Origin of the sequence: Peteryoungia desertarenae, from assembly GCF_005860795.2 — a bacterium.
Lineage (GTDB): Bacteria > Pseudomonadota > Alphaproteobacteria > Rhizobiales > Rhizobiaceae > Allorhizobium > Allorhizobium desertarenae.
The window spans coordinates 2,283,800-2,307,235 of record NZ_CP058350.1; the positions used below are offsets into that span (position 1 = coordinate 2,283,800).

Sequence of the window (23,436 nt, forward strand, 5' to 3'; positions counted from 1 at the left end):
GGCTCAGAACTCCACCGCTTCGACACGCTTGTCGACGAAACGCAGCCCGACGCCGCCGGAGATGAGCTTCAGGGCAAGGTCGCCGAAAAGCTCACGGCGCCAGCCGGAAAGGGCAGGAACCTGAGCGGCATCACCTTCAGCCGCAATCTTTTCCAGATCATCGCTGTTGGCGATCACCTTCGAGGCAACACCATGCTTCTCGCAGGTGAGCCGCAGAAGAACCTTCAACAGTTCGACGGCAGACTGAGTGCCTTCCGGCGCGTGGGTATGGCGCTGCACATGCGGCATTTCCGACTTGGGCAGCGCCAGCGCAGCATTGACCTGCTCGACAATCTGCGCACCCGAGGCCGAGCGCTCCCAGCCCTTCGGAATGGTTCTGAGCCGACCCAGCGCTTCGGTGTCCTTCGGCTGCTGCTGGGCGATTTCATAGATCGCATCGTCCTTGAGCACCCGCGAGCGCGGCACATTGCGGGAACGCGCCTCACGTTCGCGCCATGCGGCGACATATTGCATGACGGCCAGTTCCTGCGGCTTGCGCAGCCGCATCTTCAGCCGCTGCCAGGCATCATTGGGATGCAGGTCATAGGTCTCCTGGGATTCCAGGATCGCCATTTCCTCCGTCAGCCATTCCGCGCGTCCTTCCCGCTCCAGCTCCGCCTTCAGCTTCAGATAGACGTCGCGAAGATGGGTCACGTCGGCGAGTGCATAGTCGAGCTGCTTCTCGGAAAGGGGACGGCGGCTCCAGTCGGTAAAACGTGATGTCTTGTCGATATGAACGTTTTTCACCTTCTGCACGAGTTGGTCATAGGAGACCGAATCGCCGAAGCCGCAGACCATGGCTGCAACCTGCGTGTCGAAGATCGGATGGGGGATCAGCTTGCCGAGATGGAAGATGATTTCGATATCCTGTCGGGCCGCATGGAACACCTTGGTCACCGCAGGATTGCCCATCAAAGCAAAAAAGGGAGCGAGATCGAGACCCTTTGCCAGCGGGTCGACAATCACCTCATAGCCGGGGCAGGCCATCTGGATCAGGCAAAGCTCTGGCCAGAATGTCGTTTCGCGGAGGAATTCCGTGTCGATGGTGATGAAGTCGGATTGGGCAAGGCGGCTGCAAGCCTCCTCAAGCGCGGCAGTGGTTTCGATCATTTCGGCTCGGTCTTGGCAGATATCTGATCAACCTTAGTTTCCCTTATCGCCAAGGATGTCAATACGACTGTCTGGATCACGCACCGTCGTCACCGGCTTTGTCGAGAAAGGCGCGATAAACCGCAAGCGCAGTGTGAGCCCGCCTGCCTCAAACGCCTCGTCCTAGCGATCGTCACGTTTGGCGGGCGGGGTTGCGAGCTTGGAGAAGAAGAAAGAGGTTCGCAACAGGCTGCGGAAGCGCATGCGCCGTTCTTCGACGGGCACGCCCTCCCGGATCGTGATGCGGAACAGCGTGTAGATCATAAATGTGCCAAGCACGACGATGATGTAGACGAAGAGCGCATGTGGCCCAAAGAGATCGATCAGGAAGGAGGCAAAGAGCGGGCCGATCACGGCACCGAGCGACCAGAAGAACAGGGTGCCTGCGGACACAAGGGCATGCTGGCCGGGTGCGGCATGATCATTCGCATGGGCAGAACACAGTGAATAGAGCGGCAGCGCAAAGGCGCCGAAGGCAAAGATCCCGATGAAGTTCGCAAGCTCTCCATCGCCTGCAAAGAAAGCGAGATAGGCCGAGGATGCCGCAGCCCCGAAGGTTGCTACAAGTATGATGACGCGCCGGTCGAGCTTGTCCGAATAATGGCCGAGCGGATATTGCAGCACGATCCCGGCAAAGATGCCGATGCTCATGAAGGTGGCAATCGCCGTCACCGACATGCCAATGCCATCCGCATAGATCGGGCCGAGCGAGCGGAAGCTTGAATTGGTCAGCCCGATAACGATGCAGCCGATCGTCGCCAGCGGCGAAATCGACCACAGCACCTTGACGTCGAACTTCACATCCTCCGGAGGGGCAGGGCTGGAGCGGTCCGCAAAGGAGATCGGCACCAGCGAGAGCGTCAGGATCATCGAGATGATGGCAAAGAGATCAAAGCCGCTGAGGCCGACCAGCGGGATCAGATATTGTGCCATCGTGACGGCGCCGAGATCGACGAAACGATAGACCGAAAGCGTTCTCGCCCGCGTCGCATTCGTCACCCGCGCATTGAGCCAGCTTTCGACAACGGCAAAGAGACCGGCAAAGCAGATGCCCTGCACGAGGCGCATGAGGAACCAGGAGAAGGGATCGATGACCAGGGCCATGGCGATCGAGGCAGCCGATGCGATGGCCGCCAGCGCCGAGAAGGTGCGGATATGGCCGATCGCCCGCATGATTTTGGTGACATAGACGCAGCCGATGACAAAGCCGAGGAAATATCCGGTGCCGATGACGCCGATCACGGAAGCGGAGAAACCTTCTTCAAGGGCGCGGAGCGAAACGAAGGTGCCTTGAAGCCCGTTGCCGCCAATCAGAATGCCGGCGGTGACGAGGAGGGGAATAAGCGGACGGATGTCATGCATGATGGGCCTGCTGCCCGCCGCAGAGAATGTGAGTCGGAATGGCGGCGTAGTGAATTACTAGACCAGCAAAATGGAAGGCGACAGAGGCCAAAATTGACCTCCCGCCGCATTTTTCTCAACGCCGGGGGCAGCACCGGCTGCGAGCCGTTTGCGCCGCCGCTGGATCTGGCGAGCGTGTTGTTGCGGGGGTGAGTGACTGTGCACTTGATCAAGTGGTCTTGGTCGCCATAGCTGGTTCTCGCGGACCATTGCGTTGAGGGGGGCGGGTTTGTCTCAACAACGCACATTGTGAGTGCGGTGACCCTGCCTTTTCTGCGATTGCGAACGCCAGAAATACGACTGTCTTACTACTTAGGATCGTTGAAAGACAGGATCATGCGGTCTTTAGGCCGCAACGTGAAGATGGCGATGCCGGTCAGCGCCAGCGTGACGCCGCTGACAATTGTGCGAATAGTGTTCCAGAACTGCCAAGGCCCCGAATAGTTTTCCCAGATGCGTTGTGCTTCGGCTGCATCCTGCGGAATGGCGACGGCGGCAAGCGCTTCGTTCATTGGCACGTTTACGCTCATCGTGAGCATCATTCCGCCGAGTAAGTAAATCAGACCGCCGATCCCAAAGAGCAGGCTCGCAGCCTTCATACGCGAGAACCAAGCAAGCAAGGCCGTCGCGAAAAGGATAAAGGGTGTCCCAAAGAAGGCTGGCGCAAACACCATGTTTCTCACCGACGCGTTCATGGCCTGCATTGCGCCAATCGCAAGCGCGGGATTGGCCGCATCGAGACCCCACATCGTCGAACAAATCCAAGCATAGAAGAAGCCGAAGATCGCGCCGCTCGACAGAAGCGACAGGATTGAAAACGGATAAAGGAAAAGGAAGGGTGTCATTGTGAAGGTCTCGTGTGAGCGGATGGCAAAGAACGCGCGCCACCGGCGGGCGCATGGAGTTGCAGGAATAGTGTGACGGCTTGGCTCGCGCGTCGCTCGATTTCCGAGGGCGGCAGTTCGTCCACGGCGCCGATGACCCGGCGAACCTGAAGATCGCCAATCAACAGGCGAAAATAGATGTCGGCGGCAGAGGCTGGGTCGTCGCAGGCGATTACCCCGGACCGACTCGCAGCTTCTAGCAAGTCGCGGAGCAGGGGCGCGATGGTATCGCGCCCGAATTTTGCAATCGCCGGGCCGAGTGTTCTCGTATCGCTGATATCACCAGCCGCCGCGCGATTGAGCACGATAGCTTTTTCGCCGGTGACGAGGGACAGCAGGATGGGGCCGAGTGCGACAAGCGTATCGACCGGATCGCTGTTGGCTCGAAGCGCAGCTTCCAGCAGATCCTTGGTCTCTCTGGCATTGGCTTCGACCAAGGATCGAAACAGTCCCTGCTTATTGCCATACCATTTGTAGAGCGTTTCATTGGAAACCGACGCGCGCTGCGCGATAACAAGCAAGGATGCGGCCTTGTATCCGACCTCCTTAAGCACCGTATAAGCGGATTCTTCTATGCGTTCGCGCCGAGCGATCTGTTTGGGTGTAGCCATGGTCCTACCTCACTAACAAAAACGTACAAAAATTTACGGATATGTCAATGAGGTATGACGAAACAGGATCGGCCGTGTGGAGTGTGTCACGGAGTTTCTGACTTTCGCCACCACCAGCGTTTCCGCAGTGCATATTAGAATTGCATCGCAGAATTGGCGGTATGGTAGCCGAATTCGCTGATGCCCATCACCGGTTTGGGCAGATGACGGTCATCGGCGGATGTGTCTGTTCGGGCCGCTCCCGCCATTTTTACCGAAATTGCATTCATTCCGCCGCAGCTCTCCGGTTTGATTAGGCGCTCCACCTAACCGGAGAAACTAACCTCGGCTCCCGCCACACCACGCAGCCTTGACAAATCAGCCACACCATGCGCTTTTCCGCCCGATTTTCTATCGGTCGCGCGCCTCGTCTGTTGGTGCCTTTTCGACCGTCACATTCGGGATACCTGATCATGCATCGTTACCGCAGCCACACCTGTGCCGCTCTTCGCAAGTCCGACGTCGGATCGACCGTTCGCCTGTCGGGCTGGGTCCATCGCGTTCGCGACCATGGCGGCGTGCTCTTCATCGATCTGCGCGATCACTATGGCATCACCCAGGTCGTCGCCGATCCGGATAGCCCGGCCTTCAAGCTGGCCGAAACCGTGCGCGGCGAATGGGTCATTCGCATCGACGGCCTGGTCAAGGCCCGCACGGAAGACACCGTCAACAAGACCATGCCGACCGGCGAGATCGAGCTTTACGCTCAGGAAATCGAGGTTCTCTCGGCCGCCAAGGAACTGCCGCTGCCTATCTTTGGCGAGCCGGACTATCCGGAAGACGTGCGTCTGAAATATCGCTTCCTCGATCTGCGCCGCGACACGCTGCACAAGAACATCGTCAAGCGCACCCAGATCATTTCCGCCATGCGCACGGGCATGGCCGAAGCCGGCTTTGCCGAATACACGACGCCGATCCTGACGGCCTCTTCGCCGGAAGGCGCGCGCGACTTCCTGGTGCCGAGCCGCATTCATGAAGGCAAGTTCTTCGCGCTGCCCCAGGCGCCGCAGCAGTACAAGCAGCTCCTGATGGTCGCCGGTTTCGACCGTTACTTCCAGATCGCCCCCTGCTTCCGCGATGAAGACCCGCGCGCCGACCGTCTGCCGGGCGAATTCTACCAGCTCGACGTCGAAATGAGCTTCGTTACCCAGGAAGATGTCTGGGGCACGATGGAGCCGATGATGACCAAGGTCTTCGAGCAGTTTGCCGAAGGCAAGCCGGTGACGAAGCAGTGGCCGCGCATCCCCTATGACGAAGCGATCCGCAAGTATGGCTCCGACAAGCCGGACCTGCGCAACCCGATCGTCATGCAGGCCGTCACCGACCATTTCCGCGATTCCGGCTTCAAGATCTTCGCGAACATGATCGCCTCCAACCCGAAGGTCGAAGTCTGGGCCATTCCCGCCAAGACCGGCGGTTCCAGAGCTTTCTGTGACCGCATGAATGCCTGGGCGCAGTCGACCGGTCAGCCGGGCCTCGGCTATATCTTCTGGAAGGAAGAGGATGGCAAGATCGCCGGCTCCGGCCCGCTCGCCAAGAATATCGGCGAAGAACGCACGGAAGCGATCCGCACACAACTCGGCCTTGAAGCGGGCGACGCCTGCTTCTTCGTCGCCGGCGATCCGGCAAAGTTCTACAAGTTTGCCGGCGAAGCCCGCACCCGCGCTGGTGAGGAACTGAATCTCGTTGATCGCGACCGTTTCGAAATGTGCTGGATCGTCGACTTCCCGTTCTACGAATGGAACGAAGACGAAAAGAAGATCGATTTCGCCCACAACCCCTTCTCCATGCCGCAGGGTGGTCTGGAAGCGCTGGAAAGCCAGGATCCGCTGTCGCTGAAGGCCTATCAGTATGACGCCGTCTGCAACGGCTTCGAAATCGCTTCGGGCTCGATCCGTAACCAGTCGCCGGAACTGATGGTCAAGGCGTTCGAACTGGTCGGCCTGTCGAAGGACGATGTCGAGGAACGCTTCGGCGGCATGTACCGTGCCTTCCAGTACGGCGCCCCTCCGCATGGCGGCTGCGCCTTCGGCATCGACCGTGTGGTCATGCTCTTGGTCGGCGCAAAGAACCTGCGCGAAATCTCGCTCTTCCCGATGAACCAGCAGGCCCAGGACTTGCTGATGAACGCCCCGTCGCCGGCCACCCCGACGCAATTGCGCGAATTGGCGCTGCGCGTGGTGCCGCAGCCGAAGAAGGACTGATCCCGACATCGGATCGGAAAAATCATCGAAGGCCGGGAGCAATCCCGGTCTTTTTTGTTGCAAGCGGACAAGAAAAAAAAGCCCGGTCGCTCTCGCAACCGGGCCTTGCTGGTTCGATCAGTGTCGATCAGTCGTTCGCGGTGACCTTCAGCCCGATCAGGCCCGGAATGGTCTCCGGTGCACCCATGGCCGCACCCATGATCATCGGGAAGGCAACCGGACTGGCCGGGGCAGCGGCAATGGTCAACGATTGCGGATTGTCGAGATAGGCATTGATCGCTGCCGAGACTTCGTTTTGCAGGGCGCCGAGTTTTGCCTGGGCGAGCATCAAGGGGACCATGCCCTTGATCATCTGCGCCATCTGCGCGCCATCGGTTCCCTGGCTCTTGCCGGCATAATCCAGACCACGCTGCGTGATGCCGTCATCTTCAAAGCGGATTTCTGCATCAATGAGAGACAATTGCTGGATCAGCCCGAGCATCATCAGACCCGCCGCCTGCTGCGCCTGTTCGTTGTCCGGCTGTGCCTGCATCATGCGGGCTTGCTCCTGCATTTGTTTGACAAGTTCAAGCGTGTAACCGGACATGCCAAAGGCAAGGCTCAGCTTGCCGACATTGGCAAAATCGATCGAATAGTCTTCGATGTTGATCGTTCCGCTCTCGATTTCCCAGCTGCCGGACATGTTCATGTCACCGTTCAGCATGGTCAGTCCCAGCGCCTCAATGGTCTCCTTGCTGCTCTGGTCTTCGACAGTGCTGAGGTCGGCCTTTAGGCCGGTGACGGATCCCTCAAAGGTGATCGTGCTTTCGTCATCCGAAAGACCCATGGTGCCGACTGCCTTGTCCATCGAGAAGACCGACTTGCCGTCAACCGACACCTCGACCATGCCGCTATGGGCTTCCTCATAGAACATCATCGAATCAATGCCCTCGGCATTGGCGTCGCCCGGCACATAGACACCGGCCAGATAGAGATCCTGCACCGTGAAGACTGAATTCTCTTCGGTGACGTTGACTTCCGGAAAATCGACGCGCTCGATGAAGTAGGCGCCTCCCTCCTCTTCGCTGACACCTTGAAGCGTGATCTGTTCAAGCGTCAGGGGCGACTCATTCGGCGCGCCTTCGACGCTGAGCTTCAGTCCCTTGAGGATCACGTCCGAACCGTCGACCTCCACGCTGTCGGCTGAAAGCGCCGTGCCGCCGGTTGCGAATGAAGCATTGATCTTGTTCAGCAAATCCTGTCCGTCCAGGGCGAGGGCAGGGCTTGCCAAGGCGCAGAGTGCGGCGCTCGCAAGAAGAATTCGGGTGGAGCGGTACAAGGTCATATCAAAATCCTCTGTTGCTGGCAGCCCTTGGGGCGCACCGAAAAGCTGGCTTCATTTATAAGAAGGATTGGAAAAACTTCCACCGCTTTTCGTGGGCGGAAACATGGAGGGGAATTGTGTCACAAGCCCGGACACAATCCCTTAATCCACAGGGAGAATCCTTGGATTCCTTGCCGTTCAGGGCCTTCTCGTCTAGGCAGGACGCATGGGCAAAAATCTACTTCCCCCCGAAGATGGTGGCGACAATATACAGCCGGTCGACCTGAAGGCGGCGCTCGAGGAGCGCTATCTCGCCTATGCCTTGTCGACGATCATGCACCGTGCGCTGCCAGACGTGCGCGACGGATTGAAGCCTGTGCATCGCCGCATCATCCATGCGATGAGCGAAATGGGCATCCGGCCCAATTCGGCCTTCAAGAAATGCGCCCGTATCGTCGGCGACGTGATCGGTAAGTTCCATCCACATGGCGACCAGTCCGTCTATGACGCGCTCGTGCGACTGGCGCAGGACTTCTCCCAGCGTTATCCGATCGTCGACGGGCAGGGGAATTTCGGCAATATCGATGGCGATAGTGCCGCGGCCTATCGTTACACCGAAGCCCGCATGACGGACGTTGCGGCCCTCCTGCTCGAAGGGATCGACCAGGACGCCGTTGACTTCCGCCCGACGTACAACGAGGAAGATGACGAACCGGTCGTCATGCCTGGCGCCTTTCCGAACCTTCTGGCAAACGGCTCGTCCGGTATTGCGGTCGGCATGGCAACCTCTATTCCGCCGCACAATGTGCATGAGCTTTGCGACGCCGCGCTTTATCTGATCAAGAAACCGGATGCGACGGTGGACGAGCTGCTGGCCGATCCTGCCAATCCCCAGCGGGGCGGCATCGAGGGACCGGATTTCCCGACCGGCGGCGTGATCGTCGAAAGCCGCGAATCCATGCTCGAAACCTACCGCACGGGGCGTGGCGGCTTTCGTGTTCGTGCCAAGTGGGAGACCGAGGATCTCGGTCGTGGCGGCTACCAGATCATCGTTACGCAGATCCCGTTTCAGGTTCAGAAGTCGCGCCTGATCGAGAAGATCGCCGAACTGCTGATCGCCCGCAAGCTGCCCCTTCTCGAAGACATTCGCGACGAGTCGGCGGAAGATGTCCGCATCGTACTGGTGCCGAAGAGCCGGACGGTTGATCCGACCATCCTGATGGAATCGCTGTTCAAGCTGACCGAGCTTGAAAACCGCGTGCCGCTGAACATGAACGTGCTGTCACAGGGCAAGGTGCCCAAGGTGATGGCGCTGAACGAAGTCCTGAGCGAGTGGCTGCATCACCGCAGGGATGTGCTGGTCCGGCGCTCAAGATTTCGGCTGGCGGCCATTGACCGCAGGCTGGAGATCCTCGGCGGTCTTCTGATTGCCTATCTCAATCTCGACGAGGTGATCCGCATCATCCGCGAGGAGGATGAGCCGAAGGAGGTGCTTATCCAGCGCTTCACGCTGACCGACAATCAGGCCGAGGCGATCCTGAACATGCGCCTGCGCAACCTGCGCAAGCTGGAAGAATTCGAGATCCGCAAGGAACATGAGGCGCTCTCTGCGGAAAAGGCCGAGATCGAAGCGCTGCTCGCCTCCGAGGATAAGCTCTGGCAGACGGTTGCTTGGGAGATCGGTGAGGTCAAGAAGAAGTTCGCCAAGGCAACGGAATTGGGGCGTCGCCGTACCGTCTTCGCCAACGCGCCGGAGGCTGACCTGGAGGCAATCCAGCAGGCGATGATCGAGAAGGAACCGATCACCGTTGTCATTTCTCAAAAGGGCTGGATCAGGGCTCTCAAGGGTCACATTGCAGACACGTCATCACTGACCTTCAAGGAAGGCGATGCGCTCAAGCTTGTGTTTCCAGCGCAGACCACCGACAAGATCCTCGTGGTTACGACCGGCGGCAAGTTCTACACCCTGGGCGGCGACAAGCTGCCAGGGGGGCGCGGGCATGGGGAGCCGATCCGCCTGATGATCGACATGGAGAATGATCAGGATGTCCTGACGGCCTTCGTGCATGATCCCATGCGCAAACTTCTGCTGTCATCGACTGCCGGTAACGGCTTTGTCGTGCCGGAAGCGGAGCTGGTTGCCAATACCCGCAAGGGCAAGCAGATCATGAATGTGGCCATGCCGGACGAGGCGAAACTGGTGATACCGGTCTCGGGAGACCACGTGGCCGTGGTCGGAGAGAACCGCAAGCTGGTTGTCTTCCCGCTCGCCCAGATCCCGGAAATGACGCGCGGCAAAGGCGTGCGCTTGCAGCGCTACAAGGATGGCGGTGTCTCGGACATCAAATGCTTTGCCATGGCAGATGGCCTGACCTGGGAAGACAGCGCCGGGCGCGTCTTCACCAAGTCCAAGGAGGAACTGCTGGAATGGATGGGCGATCGTGCCTCGGCTGGGCGGGCTGTTCCCAAGGGCTTCCCGCGCAGCGGTCGCTTCTCGGGATAGGTCAGATTACCTCCCGTTGACCGCCCACCTTACTGACGCGGATGAATTTGGCGCAGTGCCGGTTTCGTCGCGTCCTTGGCGACGCCCGGAGCGACGCCGGACATGACCGGGGCGAGATCGGCCGGGGTGGGGCGGCCCGTGTGATAACCCTGAACCTGATGCGCGCCGAGCTCGCGGGCAAGTTCAAGCTGTGAGGCGTCTTCCACACCTTCGATCAGGATGCGTGCACCGCGATGGTGAACTAGATCCACGATATCGGACAGCATTTTCCGACCGCTCGCGCTCGAGGCATCATGCAGGAAGGACTTGTCGATCTTGACCGTATCGAATGGGAACATGCGCAGCCAGGAAAGGCCGGCGAAACCTGTTCCAAAATCGTCGAGCCAGATCCGGATGCCCAGTTCTGACAGCTCCCGCAGGCAGCGCAGCGCGTCGGCCTGACCATCGAGATCAAGTCCCTCGGTGATTTCCAATGCCAGTCGACGACCGTCGATTCCGGTTTCAGCGAGGAGGTCTGAAACGCTGCGGGCAAAACTGGGGCTTTTCAGCTGTACACGGGAGATGTTCACGGAGACCATAGGCGTACGGTCGCTGAGCAGAAGATCGATGCAGGCACGGCGGATGGCCCAGAGCCCAAGTGGCAGGATCATCCCGGTATCTTCCGCAATCGGAATGAAGCGTGAGGGCGATATTGGCGTGCCATCAAACATCTTCATTCGCATCAGGGCCTCATAGGCCTCAATCTTCCCCGTCGAGAGGTTGACGATCGGCTGGTAGACCATGTTCGCGAGATTGTTCTGCAGCGCGCCTCTCAGTGTCGCGGCAATCGTTTCTGTTTCGTCGATCGATTGCGGGTCGCGGGGATCAAAGAAGTGAACGCAATTGCGTCCCTCGCGCTTGGCAGCGTAAAGGGCGCGATCCGCCTCCTGAATGATCTTGTTCAGGCTCGGATGTGTCGACTGCCGGCTCATCGCGATGCCGACGCTGACAGTGACAACGGATATCCCGTCCTTGCGCTGCTCATGCGGCAACTGCATATCCTCGACAGTCCTGCGGATCGCTTCTGCGATGGCAAGCGCATCGGCCTTGGTCTCAACCTGGGCAATCGCAATGAACTCTTCACCCCCGAAGCGCCCGAAACTGACACCATGCTTGCGGAGCTCGGTATTGACGGCACGCGCCACCGTGATCAGGCATTCATCGCCCGTTTGATGGCCGTAGCAGTCGTTGTAGCGCTTGAACAGATCGATATCGAACAGGATGACTGCAAAGGAGGTATCCTGGCTTAGCCACGCGTCCCAGCACTCTTGCAGGCGCGCATCAATCGCCCGACGGTTGTCGACGCCCGTCAGATAGTCGGTGTTGGAGAGGCGCTCCAATGCTTGACCACGTTCTTCAGCTTGACGATGCTGGTAGGAAGCTTCGAGCGCATTCAAGAAAACATGGAACCGCTCTTGGTTGAGCTTCCAGTTCACATATGCGGTAAATATAAAGCAGGAAATATAGAACAGAGTAAATGTTGCTAGATAATTCAGGTCGTTTGGTGTAATTAGAAGCGTACTAAAAACCATAAATACAAGAATTGCAGTAGATGAAAACATGGAAATAGTGAAGGGCAATATGAAAAAAAGGTTCACGCCCATCATAAATATCGTGCCGAAAATCACATAAAGCCGCATTGTTGCTACGGCTTCGGTCTGTAGAGCAGGAACCAGCCAACTAAGATACCCAACCACCAGTGCAAGGGCGCACAATCCTTCTATGACGCCGGCCCCTGCCTTGTTGCGATAGGCAAGTTCCAAGACAAAAAGTGAGGCTGTGCCCACCAGCAGACGTGCGATACTGGTGAGTTGGGCAACGTCTGCAATGAGAAAGAAATCGCTGATCGAAAACAGAATATAGACGATGACAGCAAACCACAGACCCCTGCGGGCCGCTGCTGTGCGTGTACCGTCGGTATGCACGTTATAAAGCTGACGCAGATCCGACCGTGCCATCTTTGATGGATCGAGTACGATGCTAGGTTCATCAGTCTTTATGGGAAGAAGCGACATCATCGGTACCGTTGGTCTCCACTATGTCGCAAATGCCAGGCGCACCCGAGGTCGCACTCCGTTCAGCCCATCTGTCCAGAGCATATGCTAGCATCACTCATTTAGCGTTGTGTTAATTCATCAAGAAGCCGGATCAACACAACCGCCTGCGATTAACCAAACTCGGAGATGGTTACTAAATGGTGTCGCTCAAGTTTGAGTTCTGCCTTATGGTAACTGAGTTCTTAACGCCGTTTGGATGAATTATGGTGGTTGCGTATGAGACAGATTGAAATTTCCTTGGACGGTCAAAGCCTCATAACTCCCGAGTCAATTGGCGCACATTTTGTAGTTCCAGGCTCGACGGTACGAGAAGAGGAGTTGCAGAAGGCCCTTGCGGAGTTGGCGCTGGTGCTGGGCATAGCCATGCAGCAACAGGTTCAGCAAACTACGCAGCCAGCAGAGATCATTCACAGAGTTGCAGGATCTCTGCATCAAATTCGGTCCCGTTACTCTCCGAGTGTCTGGCAACAACTGATACCGGTTGCACAGCAGCACCCGGTGGCGCAATTTTTTCTCCAGGATCCGTTCACACGATGGTCGTTTGAGAAGCCACGTGGGTACTCGGGAGATGCTCAGCTTCTGGATTTTATCTACGGCCATGACAGCATAGCCGATCAAATCGCAAGTGCATCTCCAGTTGGGAAGGCGCTTTATGACTACACGAAGGATGCTTCATCTTCGGTTGCAGTGCGAGAGCGCCGAGATCTTCTGACCGAATATGTCGACCTAGCTGCCGATTCATCCGATGGAGATGCAGAGATACTTACAATTGCCGCCGGACACCTTCGTGAGGCAGAGCGGTCGAGGGCGCTTAGAGAAAAGCGGCTGAAGCGCTGGGTCGCCCTGGATCAGGATCCACTCAGCGTGGGGGCAGTTTCCAGTGAGTATGCAGGTACCGCGGTTGAGGCAATCGATGGATCGGTACGCACGGTTTTGATGCGTTCGCAAAAGCTGGGAATGTTCAACCTCGTCTATGCCGCAGGGCTCTACGACTATCTCTCAGATGAAGTTGCCATCAAGCTTTCCCAGCGCTGCCTTCAGATGCTGAAGCCGCGTGGCACCTTCCTCTTTGCCAATTTTGCTACGGAAATTGTGGTCGACGGCTACATGGAAACATTCATGAACTGGGCCTTGCTGCTACGTTCTGAGGAAGACATGTGGCGCATCATGAAAGCGACGACCGAAGGCATGGATGTGGAGTGCAGCATTCGCTTCGGCGCGAACCGCAACATCGTTTACGGCATCATCCGCAAACTTTCGTAAGTTCTGCTCACCCTTTGACAACAAGCCCGGTGCTCTTGTGAGCGTCGGGCTTCTTCAACCGGCGGAGCTCAGGCTTCGGGTTCGGCATCCACGTCAAAGCGCTCCCAGCCCCGATTGGTGAGATGTTCCTGCGGCTGGAAGCGGGTCTTGTAGCCCATTTTTCGCGATCCGCGCACCCAGTAGCCGAGATAGACATGCGGGAGGCCAAGCGCCTTTGCCCGGCGGATATGGTCAAGCACCATCATCGTCCCAAGCGACCGCTTCTCCAGTGCGGGATTGAAGAATGAATACACCATCGACAATCCGTCGCTCATCATGTCGGACAGCGCCACGGCGATGAGTTCGCCCTTCGGCTGCGCCTCAAGCCCGTCGCCCGGGCTGCGCAGGCGATATTCAATGACACGCGTCGCCACATGCGTGTCCTCCACCATGATCGCATAGTCGAGAGCAGACATGTCCGACATGCCGCCATTCTGGTGCCGACTGTCAAGATAGGCGCGAAAGAGTGAAAACTGCTCGGTGGAGGGCTGAGCCGGGAAGACGGTCGAAATCAGATCCTGATTGGCTGCCTCCACCCGTTTGAAGGCGCGTGAGGGAACGAATTCATCGACCACGATGCGAACGGACACGCAGGCGCGGCAGGATTCGCAGGCTGGACGATAGGCTATATTCTGGGAGCGACGGAACCCACCCTGGGTCAAGAGGTCGTTCATTTCAGGAGCCCGCGGCCCGACGAGGTGCGTGAAGACCTTGCGCTCCATCTCACCCGCAAGATAGGGGCACGGCGCCGGTGCCGTAAGATAGAATTGCGGGGAAGGCGAGGTCTGTGTGTTCATCTGAAGACGAAGAGAATCCTCTATCTGTGCCGTAACAATACTAGGATGGCGCAAGATTGAAAAAGGTCAACACTCCACCGAAGTCGGTGAAGCGTTGAGCTGAAAATCGAAGGTCGCTTGGGTTCAGGTTGTCCGCGCAATTGCGGTTCCGAGCAGGAGATCATGGACGAGCCGCGACCGCTCGATGAAGAGACCAGCCAGCAGGATCAGCGGTGTCAAGACCGAATTCAGGATCCAGAACAGCGCCAGATGCGCGATTGCCGTTACGAAATCCAGCTTGCGTCCGTCCAGTCGCACCATGGCAATCCCCATGGCTCGCATGCCAGGTGTTGCTTGAGCAGGCCCAGCGAGTGACATGCCGAAATAGAGGGCTGCTACGACGAAGAACAGAATGGGATAAAGCAGCCAGCCAAGGCCAAGGGTGATGATGCCAAGAAAGAAGACAATCACCGCCGCCGGAATCCAGAGCAGGGCAACGATGATGTAATCCAGAATGAACGCGAACACACGGCGCGACAGCACGCCGCTATAGGCACGCCAGTCATCCGGTGCGGCTGTCAGGTTATTGCTGTCGAGGCTCATCTTGCTGCTCCTTGTCACGTGTCAACCACATATGGGGATGGCAGACGCGAATGCAATGAACCCGCATTCGTTCCGGTCTTGTCACCGCGTCCTGGACAGGATGCGCGCGACATCCAGGGCGAAATAGGTGAGAATACCATCGCAACCGGCCCGCTTGAAGCAAAGCAGCGTTTCCATCATGGCGCGCTCCCCATCCAGCCAGCCATTCGCGGCTGCAGCCTTGATCTGCGCATACTCGCCTGAGACCTGGTAGGCAAAGACCGGCAGACCAAAGGCTTCCTTCATCCTCCAGCAGATGTCGAGATAGGGCAGGCCGGGTTTCACCATCAGCATGTCCGCACCTTCCTCGACATCGAGCGCCGCATCACGCAAGGCTTCGGTGCCGTTGGCCGGATCGACATAGTAGGATTTCTTGTCGCCTTTCAGCAGTCCGCTCGTCGAGATGGCCTCCCGATAGGGGCCATAATAGCAGGACGCAAATTTTGTTGCGTAGGACATGATGCCCACACTTTGGTGGCCGGCCGCGTCAAGTCCGCGACGGATTGCGCCGATCCGGCCATCCATCATGTCGGAGGGCGCGATGATGTCCGAACCGGCGTCCGCTTGGGCGATTGCCGCTTTGACGAGTTGCTCCACGGTCTCATCATTCACGATCTCTCCGTCGCGAAAGATGCCGTCATGTCCATGGCTCGTGAAAGGGTCCAGGGCGACATCGGTAATGATGCCGATGTCCGGTACTGCTTTCTTGATAGCTGCCGTTGCCTGGTTGATCAGATTGTCGGGATTGAGGATCTCAGATCCGGTCTCGTCGCGCAGGGAGAGGTCAACGTTTGGAAAAGTCGCAAGCGCGGGAATACCGAGGTCAGCAGCTTCTCGCGCCGCATCGACCGCCTTGTCGATGCTCATGCGATTGACACCCGGCATCGCCGCAATGGGGTCCACGATACCGGAGCCGGGAACGATGAAGATCGGCCAGATGAGATCGTCAACGGTCAGCCGGTTTTCCTGCACCATTCGGCGTTGCCAATCCGCCTTTCGAAGCCGCCGCATGCGACGGTTGCCGGTCACCTCGTCAACCTGGTGCGTCTTGTCCTGCATTTCCAAACCTCTCATAAGCTGTTGAAGCTGGATTAGCATGAGATCCAGGCTCGGCAAAGCCGCGATCAGGACTGCCAGCTTTTGCTGGCATGAGATCGATCCGCTCCCTATCTTCAGCGACATGGAACTTGATTCGACGCAAACGCCGAAGCGAAGCCTGACGGAGATCACCTATGTGATTTTCCTCCGCATGGTCGCCATTGCTTGTCTATGGTTTGGGTTGCAATACTGGGGCATGTTGGTGGGTTTGACCCATTCGGGCTATGCGCGTTTCGACCTCTTGTCTTTGCCATGGCGTACGGCCTCGTCGACACTGGCCGTCGTCTTTCCGGTTGCGGCACTGGGACTATGGTTGGGCGGCTCCTGGGGGCCGGTCATCTGGCTGATTGCCGCAACCGGACAAGCCCTGATGTTTGGCGTTTGGTCCAACATTTTCGGAACCAATGCGATCGTTTTGATCCTGCATGCCAGCGTCGCGCTTGTCTTCATCGCATTCCGTCTGGCATTGTGGTTCGAGAAGAGACAGGCGCGCGGCGAGATAACGGTTGATTCACCCTGATTGCAAGCTCAGGCCGGTAAGCCTCTGTTAAGCTTGCGTTTTAAGTAGAATTTTATGCGCATTGGATATGGTCCTCACTAAGGCGGGAGAAAAAACAAGGCCGCCAGACAAAACAGTGAGGCAGATCATAATGAACACCAAGCTCAAGCCGCAGCCGGCCCCCCTTGATCCCCAGGAAGAGGCCATCCGTTCTCTGTATCTCGAATCCCTGCATCTGGTCGAGCGCCTGCACCGTCGCTTGCTCGACGTGGTGAAGGACGAGTTTGACCGCCGGGGGCGCAGCGACATCAACGCCGTGCAGGCGCTGCTGCTCTTCAACATCGGTAACTCCGAACTGACCGCCGGCGAACTGCGTTCGCGTGGCTACTACCTCGGGTCCAACGTCTCCTACAATGTCAAGAAGCTGGTCGACCTCGGTTTCATCAACCACCAGCGTTCGCGGGTTGATCGCCGCTCGGTCCGCATCAGTCTGACACCGGAAGGTCAGGAGATCGCCGAAGTTGTCGCCAAGCTTTATGAGCGCCATATCGGCTCGATCCAGAAAGTGGGTGGCATTGGTTCGGACGAATTCACCCAGATGAACAAGCTGCTTCAACGCCTTGACCGCTTCTGGAACGACCAGATCCTCTATCGTCTCTGACCAATCCGCTTGGGTTTCGCAAGCGAGACTTCAACGCCGAGCCTGCAATTCATGATCGGTTAAACCGGATGCTTTTACCAAAGCGTCCGGTTTTGCCATTGTGATCTCACGTATTCGTTGTTTCCAGACACAGTCATGTGACCTGCGATCTACACGACACGAATCGGCCATATTGCTATGACACCGCCACACCATGGTGACACGAGCGCAAAGCGTGCGCAGGGGCGGGTTTGGTCCACGTTCCGTATGAGGCGTCGCTTTGTTAACCATAGCGCGGTATGCGTTGAATGCGGTATGAAACGATCGGTAGGTTACATGTCTAACACGACTGGCATTGTTGGAATCTCGCGGCGGGCACTCCTGATGGGTGCAGCCAGCGTTGGTGCGGCAGCGATTGCGGGGCAGGCGGCTGCCCAGACGGCACTGGATGAGATCATTTCGGCTCCTCGTCGCGGCAATTGGGACGACCAGTTCGATGCACAGGTGTCGCGTGTTGCATCCGCAGTCTTGTCCAACACGCCGATGCTGGACGCCAACAACCTTTTCAACATGCAGCAGGCGATCGCCCAGTATCAGATGATCGTTGCCAATGGTGGCTGGCCGATGGTTCAGCCCGCTGCAGCGCTTCGCATCGGTGCGAACGACCCCGTGATCCCGGCCTTGCGCCAACGTCTGATGATCTCGGGCGATCTCGGCCGCGAGGCAGGGATGTCGACGGCTTTTGACTCCTATGTCGAAGGCGCGATCAAGCGCTTCCAGGCGCGTCATGGCCTGCCTGAGGACGGTGTACTGGGCGAATTCACCGTGAAGGCTCTGAATGTATCGGCAGACGTCCGTCTCAATCAGTTGAACACGAACCTCGTTCGGCTGCAGTCCATGTCAGGCGATCTCGGACGTCGTTATGTCGTCGTCAATATTCCTGCCGCCTATATCGAAGCCGTTGAGAACAATCGCGTCGTGCTGCGCAATACCGCGGTGGTCGGACGCATCGACAGGCAGTCGCCGGTTCTCAATTCAAAGATCTATCAGGTCATCCTGAATCCTTACTGGACGGCTCCGCGCTCGATCATCCAGAAGGATATCATGCCTTTGATGCGTAAGGATCCGACTTATCTGACACGAAATGCGATCCGTCTGTTTGATGGTAACGGCAACGAGGTCGCTCCCGAGACCGTTGATTGGAACGCCGAAAAGGCGCCAAATCTGATGTTCCGCCAGGATCCGGGCAAGATCAACGCCATGTCGTCGACGAAGATCGACTTCCACAACGAGCATGCCGTCTACATGCATGACACCCCGCAGCAGGGACTGTTCAACAAGCTGATGCGTTTCGAATCCTCCGGTTGCGTGCGCGTGCAGAACGTGCGCGACCTTGTGACCTGGCTGTTGAAGGAAACGCCGGGCTGGAGCCGTCAGGAGATCGAGCGGGTAATTGCTTCCCGTGTGAACAATCCGGTCAAGCTTGCCGAGGAAGTGCCCGTTTACTTCACCTACATCACAGCCTGGTCGGCTCGTGACAACATCGTCCAGTTCCGTGACGATATCTACCAAAAGGACGGCGATGCGCAGCTTGCGCTTCAGACGAATATCGGAGTTGAACCCATTGTCGGTTCGCTTGAAGAAGATCTCCTGCCACAATAAGTCCTGTTCAACTGAAGACCTTGCGCCGCGCCCCTTCCGGGCGCGGTTTGCATTTCGGCATTCATCGGATCTTGCGACGATCCGCCCGCGTCAATTGATCCGGAAATGTCGTTCTCCGTATTGCTCTCGTGTCTGCAGAACGTTAAGACCCCACAGCATCAAACTCTTTTGAGGAGCCTGCGATCATGTCGAACAACGATGCCTTCTTTTCCCGCCCTCTGGCCGAAGCCGATCCGGAGATTTTCGGAGCAATCGAGAAGGAGCTTGGTCGCCAGCGTCACGAGATCGAGTTGATCGCTTCTGAAAACATTGTCTCGCGCGCCGTGCTCGAAGCACAGGGCTCGATCATGACGAACAAATATGCCGAGGGCTATCCGGGCAAGCGCTACTATGGCGGCTGCCAGTTCGTCGACATTGCGGAAGAACTCGCCATCGAGCGAGCCAAGAAGCTCTTTGGCGTCAACTTCGCCAATGTCCAGCCGAACTCCGGTTCGCAGATGAACCAGGCGGTCTTCCTCGCGCTCCTGCAGCCGGGCGACACCTTCATGGGCCTCGACCTGAACTCGGGCGGTCACCTGACCCACGGTTCGCCGGTCAACATGTCCGGCAAGTGGTTCAACGTCGTCTCCTACGGCGTGCGTGAAGACGATCACCAGCTCGACATGGACGACGTTGCCGAAAAGGCGCGCACCCACAAGCCGAAGCTGATCATCGCCGGCGGCACCGCTTACTCCCGCATCTGGGACTGGAAACGCTTCCGCGAGATCGCTGACGAAGTCGGCGCATACCTCATGGTCGACATGGCCCATATCGCCGGTCTTGTCGCCGGTGGCCAGCATCCGTCGCCGTTCCCGCATTGCCATGTCGCGACCTCCACGACCCACAAGTCGCTGCGTGGTCCGCGCGGCGGGATGATCCTCACCAATGACGAGGATCTGGCGAAGAAGTTCAATTCTGCTGTCTTCCCGGGCCTCCAGGGTGGTCCGTTGATGCATGTCATCGCCGCCAAGGCCGTTGCCTTCGGTGAAGCACTGAAGCCGGAGTTCAAGGACTACGCCGCCCAGGTGGTCAAGAACGCCAAGACGCTCGCTGACACGCTGATCAGCCACAATCTCGACATCGTGTCCGGCGGCACAGACAACCATCTGATGCTGGTTGATCTCCGCAAGAAGAACGCGACCGGCAAGCGTGCGGAGGCAGCACTTGGCCGCGCCTACATCACCTGCAACAAGAACGGTATTCCGTTTGACCCGGAAAAGCCTTTCGTCACTTCCGGCATTCGTCTTGGCACACCGGCCGGCACGACGCGCGGCTTCAAGGAGGCTGAATTCAAGGAAATCGGCGATCTGATCGTCGAAGTTCTGGATGGCCTGAAGGTCGCGAATTCGGATGAAGGCAATACGGCAGTCGAAGCGGCCGTGCGCGACAAGGTCGTTGCGCTCACCGATCGTTTCCCGATGTATCCTTACATGTAAGGCTGGAAAAATGCGCTGCCCGTTCTGTGGTTCTGATGAAACCCAGGTGAAGGACTCGCGTCCGGCGGAGGACAATACGTCCATCCGCCGGCGACGTATTTGTCCCGATTGCGGCGGTCGCTTCACGACATTCGAGCGGGTGCAGTTGCGCGAGTTGATGGTGCTGAAGAAGACCGGTCGAAAGGTACCTTTCGACCGCGACAAGCTTGTTCGCTCCTTCGAAATCGCACTGCGCAAACGACCGGTCGACCGCGACCGCATCGAGCGCGCTGTTTCAGGAATTGTTCGCCGGCTTGAAAGCTCCGGCGAAACGGAAATCTCGTCCGAGGCAATCGGCTTGCAGGTGCTGGAAGCTTTAAAGAGCCTTGATGACGTGGGCTTTGTCCGCTACGCGTCGGTCTATCGGGACTTCTCCCACGCCGAGGATTTCGAGCAGGTGATCGCCGAGATCAATGCCAAAATCTCCCGCGACAGCGTTGCAGAGTGATCCGTGTCCGTCTCGGTCGAAGACGAAGGGTTCATGCGGGAGGCTATCGCCCTTTCTCTTACCCATCTTGGTCTTACCTCGACCAACCCATCCGTCGGCTGCGTGATCGTCCGTGACGGGGTCGTGGTCGGACGTGGAGTCACTGCCCTTGGCGGGCGTCCTCATGCCGAACCTCAGGCCATTGCCGAGGCTGGAGAACTGGCGAGGGGTGCAACCGCCTATGTCACCCTTGAGCCCTGCTCGCATTATGGCCGTACACCTCCCTGCGCGAACACGATTGTTGCGGCGGGCCTTGCGCGTGTGGTCATTGCCGTAGCCGATCCGGACGAGCGCGTTTCGGGGCGAGGGCTGAAGATCCTGGCCGATGCCGGCATCGAAGTGACGATCGGCGTCTGTCATGCGGAGGCCCGGCGTGCGCTTGCCGGATACCTCACGCGTCAGACGAAGAATCGGCCGCATGTTACTGTAAAGATGGCAGTTTCTAAGGACAGGATGATCGGGCTCGCCGGGCGCGGACAGATTGCGATCACGGGCAGCTCGGCGCGTGAGGCCGTTCATCGTCTGCGGGCTGCGTCAGACGCAATTTTGGTTGGTGTCGGAACTGCAATTGCCGACGACCCGGAACTGACGGTCCGCTTGCCGGGGTTAGAGGATCGCTCTCCGATCAGGATTGTGCTGGACCGAAGGTTGGAACTGCCACTCACGTCGAAGCTCGCACGGACTGCGCGGGAGGTTCCGGTCATTGCCGTCTCGCAAGCGGGTGCCACGGGTAATGGAAGCCTGCTTGAAAGCATGGGTGTTGAAATTCTGGAAACGGATAACCTTTCACAGCTTCTGAAGATTCTGGCTGAACGTGGTGTGTCAACACTGATGGTCGAGGGTGGGGCGAGGGTCGTTTCGTCCTTCCTTGCGGCAAAGCTCGTCGATGCGATCCATCTTTACACCGGACCCGGCGAAATCGGCAGCAGTGGCATCCCGGCACCTTTTACGGCTCGGACGGTGCCTCATGATTTCGTTCATCTGCGGTCTGAAACACTCGATAGAGACCGCCTGGACATCTATGAGTTACCCTTCATCGGCTGAGTGGGGCGTCAGCCCCAAAATAGCAAGAACAGAATGATGAGTGGGATCGGAATACCGATAAGCCAAAGCAAAATGCCACGGAACATGCTGCGTCTCCTCGTTGTTCAAGACAGCTCGGACCCGAAGGCCCGGGCCGCGTTCTGAAAAGCGCAGCGACGCATATTTGTTCCAATCCAGAGAGGCGGCGCGTTCGGCGAGTGCTGCTGTGCCGTCGGCACCGAATGCAATTACGACAAGCGCGGATGCGCTGAGGAAGGATGCAAAGCGATGCATTGTCTTCATCCTTGCGCTGAACATGCGATGGCGGTTCATTCCTTCGCTCGCTTGCGCAACTCATATGGGGGGATGGGAGCAGCGAACCTGGATTTAAGTCCATGATTATTATTGATCATTCGTCATCGGTGCCGCCATCCTTCTGCTTGTTGCAGCGAGTTTTCAAACATCATCGCCGCTCGCTGAGAACAGGCGCCTTCGCCCGGACACCAACCATGCGTCGGTGATCTGACTGAAAAACACTTGCCTTCCGGCAAAGGCCGTGGTTTGACCGCGTTTCTGTTCGGCCAGGGGCCGTATTCAATGCTTTTCGGGATCGATGACATGGGAAAAAAGAAAGATGCGCCGCATCTGCTAATCGTCGAAGCACGCTTCTATGATGATATGGCAGACGCTTTGCTTGAAGGTGCACGCGTTGCTCTGGAGGAAGCCGGGGCCACCTATGACGTCGTGACGGTCATGGGCGCGCTTGAGATACCACCGGCCATCGCCATGGCACTGGATGCTGCTGACGATGAAGGGACTGTCTATGATGGTTTCGTCGCTCTGGGCATGGTTATTCGCGGCGAGACCTATCATTTCGACATCGTCGCCAATGAATCCTCGCGCGCACTCATGGATCTCGCAGTCTCTGAATCTCTTGCCATCGGCAACGGCATCATGACCGTCGAAAACGAAGAACAGGCTTGGGCGCGGGCACGACGCTCCGACAAGGATAAAGGTGGATTTGCTGCAAAGGCCGCCCTGACGATGATCGAACTGAAGAAGAAGCTGGGTGGCTGAGCGATGACCGACGAAGGCAAGCATCCGGTGAAGCCGGCAAACCAGCGGGGCGCGGCGCGACTGGCAGCTGTGCAGGCACTTTACCAGATGGATGTCGGCGGCGCCGGCGTTCTGGAGGTTGTCGCCGAATACGAGGCGCACCGACTCGGACAGGAACTCGATGGCGATACCTATCTGAAGGCTGACGCCTCCTGGTTCCGGTCCATCGTCTCCGGCGTGGTCCGCGATCAGACCGCAATCGACCCGATGATCCGTCAGGCTCTCCAGGACGACTGGTCCCTCTCGCGCATGGACAGCACCGTGCGCGCCATCCTTCGCGCAGGCACCTTCGAATTGATCGAGCGCAAGGACGTTCCGGTTCCTGTCATCGTAACGGAATATGTCGAGATCGCTCAGGCCTTCTTTTCGGAAGACGAGCCGAAGCTCGTCAATGCCGTACTTGATCGCATTGCAAAGCAGGTTCGCGCCCCCGCGCAGAAATAACCCG

At 57.9% G+C, this 23,436-nt stretch carries 21 protein-coding genes; 11 read left to right on the forward strand and 10 right to left on the reverse strand.

Annotated elements, in window-relative coordinates; genetic code table 11:
* Positions 1-3: 3 nt before the first annotated feature.
* The 4 genes from rnd to FE840_RS11095 form a co-directional block, all read right to left on the reverse strand.
* Complete coding sequence (rnd, locus tag FE840_RS11080; protein ID WP_138289062.1) at positions 4-1,149, reverse strand: ribonuclease D; 1,146 nt, start codon at positions 1,147-1,149, stop codon at positions 4-6.
* 162 nt (positions 1,150-1,311) lie between these two features.
* Positions 1,312-2,550, reverse strand: coding sequence for an MFS transporter (locus FE840_RS11085; RefSeq protein ID WP_138289063.1), 1,239 nt, complete (start codon positions 2,548-2,550; stop codon positions 1,312-1,314).
* Positions 2,551-2,897: 347 nt separating this feature from the next.
* The gene (locus tag FE840_RS11090; RefSeq protein ID WP_246318755.1) at positions 2,898-3,338 is read right to left on the reverse strand and encodes an anthrone oxygenase family protein; all 441 of its coding nucleotides are present in this window, start codon (positions 3,336-3,338) and stop codon (positions 2,898-2,900) included.
* A 92-nt stretch (positions 3,339-3,430) separates the two neighbouring features.
* Positions 3,431-4,084 carry a TetR/AcrR family transcriptional regulator gene (locus tag FE840_RS11095; RefSeq protein WP_138289065.1) on the reverse strand — a complete coding sequence of 218 codons (654 nt, stop codon included), beginning with the start codon at positions 4,082-4,084 and terminating at the stop codon, positions 3,431-3,433.
* Positions 4,085-4,536: 452 nt separating this feature from the next.
* On the opposite strand from FE840_RS11095, the gene aspS reads away from it, so the two are divergent.
* Positions 4,537-6,327, forward strand: coding sequence for an aspartate--tRNA ligase (aspS, locus tag FE840_RS11100; RefSeq protein ID WP_138289066.1), 1,791 nt, complete (start codon positions 4,537-4,539; stop codon positions 6,325-6,327).
* A gap of 127 nt (positions 6,328-6,454) precedes the next feature.
* On the opposite strand, the gene FE840_RS11105 is transcribed toward aspS, so the two are convergent.
* Positions 6,455-7,651 (reverse strand): hypothetical protein, encoded by a 1,197-nt coding sequence (locus tag FE840_RS11105; protein ID WP_138289067.1) that lies wholly within the window; start codon positions 7,649-7,651, stop codon positions 6,455-6,457.
* 205 nt (positions 7,652-7,856) lie between these two features.
* Between FE840_RS11105 and parC the strand changes: the two genes are divergently transcribed.
* A complete protein-coding gene (gene parC, locus FE840_RS11110; protein ID WP_138289068.1) occupies positions 7,857-10,133 on the forward strand; it encodes a DNA topoisomerase IV subunit A in 2,277 nt (758 codons plus the stop codon).
* Between the two features lie 29 nt (positions 10,134-10,162).
* Here the strand turns inward: parC and FE840_RS11115 are convergent, their stop codons facing one another.
* Complete coding sequence (locus tag FE840_RS11115; protein ID WP_246318756.1) at positions 10,163-11,569, reverse strand: putative bifunctional diguanylate cyclase/phosphodiesterase; 1,407 nt, start codon at positions 11,567-11,569, stop codon at positions 10,163-10,165.
* Positions 11,570-12,445: 876 nt separating this feature from the next.
* Here FE840_RS11115 and FE840_RS11120 point away from each other — a divergent pair.
* Entirely contained in the window at positions 12,446-13,492 is a 1,047-nt protein-coding gene (locus FE840_RS11120) for a class I SAM-dependent methyltransferase (RefSeq protein ID WP_138289070.1), read from the forward strand.
* A 68-nt stretch (positions 13,493-13,560) separates the two neighbouring features.
* Here FE840_RS11120 and FE840_RS11125 read toward each other — a convergent pair whose 3' ends face one another.
* The 3 genes from FE840_RS11125 to hemB all read right to left on the reverse strand — a co-directional run bounded on the left by FE840_RS11125 (position 13,561) and on the right by hemB (position 16,008).
* Positions 13,561-14,328 carry an arginyltransferase gene (locus FE840_RS11125; protein WP_138289071.1) on the reverse strand — a complete coding sequence of 256 codons (768 nt, stop codon included), beginning with the start codon at positions 14,326-14,328 and terminating at the stop codon, positions 13,561-13,563.
* 123 nt (positions 14,329-14,451) lie between these two features.
* Entirely contained in the window at positions 14,452-14,910 is a 459-nt protein-coding gene (locus tag FE840_RS11130; protein WP_138289072.1) for an RDD family protein, read from the reverse strand.
* Positions 14,911-14,991: 81 nt separating this feature from the next.
* Positions 14,992-16,008, reverse strand: coding sequence for a porphobilinogen synthase (gene hemB, locus FE840_RS11135; RefSeq protein ID WP_138289073.1), 1,017 nt, complete (start codon positions 16,006-16,008; stop codon positions 14,992-14,994).
* A gap of 121 nt (positions 16,009-16,129) precedes the next feature.
* Here hemB and FE840_RS11140 point away from each other — a divergent pair, with 121 nt between their 5' ends.
* From FE840_RS11140 to ribD, 6 genes are all read left to right on the forward strand, one after another.
* On the forward strand, positions 16,130-16,567 hold the full coding sequence (locus FE840_RS11140; protein WP_138289126.1) for a DUF6163 family protein: 438 nt from the start codon (positions 16,130-16,132) through the stop codon (positions 16,565-16,567).
* 130 nt (positions 16,568-16,697) lie between these two features.
* Positions 16,698-17,207: a transcriptional regulator LdtR gene (ldtR, locus tag FE840_RS11145; protein ID WP_138289074.1), complete on the forward strand. Its 510-nt coding sequence runs from the start codon at positions 16,698-16,700 to the stop codon at positions 17,205-17,207.
* Positions 17,208-17,522: 315 nt separating this feature from the next.
* Positions 17,523-18,848 (forward strand): L,D-transpeptidase family protein, encoded by a 1,326-nt coding sequence (locus tag FE840_RS11150; protein ID WP_138289075.1) that lies wholly within the window; start codon positions 17,523-17,525, stop codon positions 18,846-18,848.
* Between the two features lie 185 nt (positions 18,849-19,033).
* Positions 19,034-20,323: a serine hydroxymethyltransferase gene (glyA, locus tag FE840_RS11155; RefSeq protein ID WP_138289076.1), complete on the forward strand. Its 1,290-nt coding sequence runs from the start codon at positions 19,034-19,036 to the stop codon at positions 20,321-20,323.
* A gap of 10 nt (positions 20,324-20,333) precedes the next feature.
* On the forward strand, positions 20,334-20,810 hold the full coding sequence (nrdR, locus tag FE840_RS11160) for a transcriptional regulator NrdR (RefSeq protein ID WP_138289077.1): 477 nt from the start codon (positions 20,334-20,336) through the stop codon (positions 20,808-20,810).
* A gap of 3 nt (positions 20,811-20,813) precedes the next feature.
* A complete protein-coding gene (ribD, locus tag FE840_RS11165; RefSeq protein WP_246318757.1) occupies positions 20,814-21,893 on the forward strand; it encodes a bifunctional diaminohydroxyphosphoribosylaminopyrimidine deaminase/5-amino-6-(5-phosphoribosylamino)uracil reductase RibD in 1,080 nt (359 codons plus the stop codon).
* Here ribD and FE840_RS11170 read toward each other — a convergent pair.
* The gene (locus tag FE840_RS11170; RefSeq protein ID WP_138289078.1) at positions 21,876-22,166 is read right to left on the reverse strand and encodes a hypothetical protein; all 291 of its coding nucleotides are present in this window, start codon (positions 22,164-22,166) and stop codon (positions 21,876-21,878) included. The genes ribD and FE840_RS11170 overlap by 18 nt on opposite strands.
* 324 nt (positions 22,167-22,490) lie before the next feature.
* On the opposite strand from FE840_RS11170, the gene ribH reads away from it, so the two are divergent.
* Entirely contained in the window at positions 22,491-22,949 is a 459-nt protein-coding gene (ribH, locus tag FE840_RS11175; protein WP_138289079.1) for a 6,7-dimethyl-8-ribityllumazine synthase, read from the forward strand.
* A gap of 3 nt (positions 22,950-22,952) precedes the next feature.
* On the forward strand, positions 22,953-23,432 hold the full coding sequence (gene nusB / locus FE840_RS11180) for a transcription antitermination factor NusB (protein ID WP_138289080.1): 480 nt from the start codon (positions 22,953-22,955) through the stop codon (positions 23,430-23,432).
* Positions 23,433-23,436: the final 4 nt, after the last annotated feature.

Coding starts and splice junctions, on each gene's coding strand:
- rnd (WP_138289062.1), bottom strand. CDS start 1,149: ATGATCGAAACCACTGCCGCGCTTGAGGAGGCTTGCAGCCGCCTTGCC.
- FE840_RS11085 (WP_138289063.1), bottom strand. CDS start 2,550: ATGCATGACATCCGTCCGCTTATTCCCCTCCTCGTCACCGCCGGCATT.
- FE840_RS11090 (WP_246318755.1), bottom strand. CDS start 3,338: ATGTGGGGTCTCGATGCGGCCAATCCCGCGCTTGCGATTGGCGCAATG.
- FE840_RS11095 (WP_138289065.1), bottom strand. CDS start 4,084: ATGGCTACACCCAAACAGATCGCTCGGCGCGAACGCATAGAAGAATCC.
- aspS (WP_138289066.1), top strand. CDS start 4,537: ATGCATCGTTACCGCAGCCACACCTGTGCCGCTCTTCGCAAGTCCGAC.
- FE840_RS11105 (WP_138289067.1), bottom strand. CDS start 7,651: ATGACCTTGTACCGCTCCACCCGAATTCTTCTTGCGAGCGCCGCACTC.
- parC (WP_138289068.1), top strand. CDS start 7,857: ATGGGCAAAAATCTACTTCCCCCCGAAGATGGTGGCGACAATATACAG.
- FE840_RS11120 (WP_138289070.1), top strand. CDS start 12,446: ATGAGACAGATTGAAATTTCCTTGGACGGTCAAAGCCTCATAACTCCC.
- FE840_RS11125 (WP_138289071.1), bottom strand. CDS start 14,328: ATGAACACACAGACCTCGCCTTCCCCGCAATTCTATCTTACGGCACCG.
- FE840_RS11130 (WP_138289072.1), bottom strand. CDS start 14,910: ATGAGCCTCGACAGCAATAACCTGACAGCCGCACCGGATGACTGGCGT.
- hemB (WP_138289073.1), bottom strand. CDS start 16,008: ATGCAGGACAAGACGCACCAGGTTGACGAGGTGACCGGCAACCGTCGC.
- FE840_RS11140 (WP_138289126.1), top strand. CDS start 16,130: ATGGAACTTGATTCGACGCAAACGCCGAAGCGAAGCCTGACGGAGATC.
- ldtR (WP_138289074.1), top strand. CDS start 16,698: ATGAACACCAAGCTCAAGCCGCAGCCGGCCCCCCTTGATCCCCAGGAA.
- FE840_RS11150 (WP_138289075.1), top strand. CDS start 17,523: ATGTCTAACACGACTGGCATTGTTGGAATCTCGCGGCGGGCACTCCTG.
- glyA (WP_138289076.1), top strand. CDS start 19,034: ATGTCGAACAACGATGCCTTCTTTTCCCGCCCTCTGGCCGAAGCCGAT.
- nrdR (WP_138289077.1), top strand. CDS start 20,334: ATGCGCTGCCCGTTCTGTGGTTCTGATGAAACCCAGGTGAAGGACTCG.
- FE840_RS11170 (WP_138289078.1), bottom strand. CDS start 22,166: ATGCATCGCTTTGCATCCTTCCTCAGCGCATCCGCGCTTGTCGTAATT.
- ribH (WP_138289079.1), top strand. CDS start 22,491: ATGGGAAAAAAGAAAGATGCGCCGCATCTGCTAATCGTCGAAGCACGC.
- nusB (WP_138289080.1), top strand. CDS start 22,953: ATGACCGACGAAGGCAAGCATCCGGTGAAGCCGGCAAACCAGCGGGGC.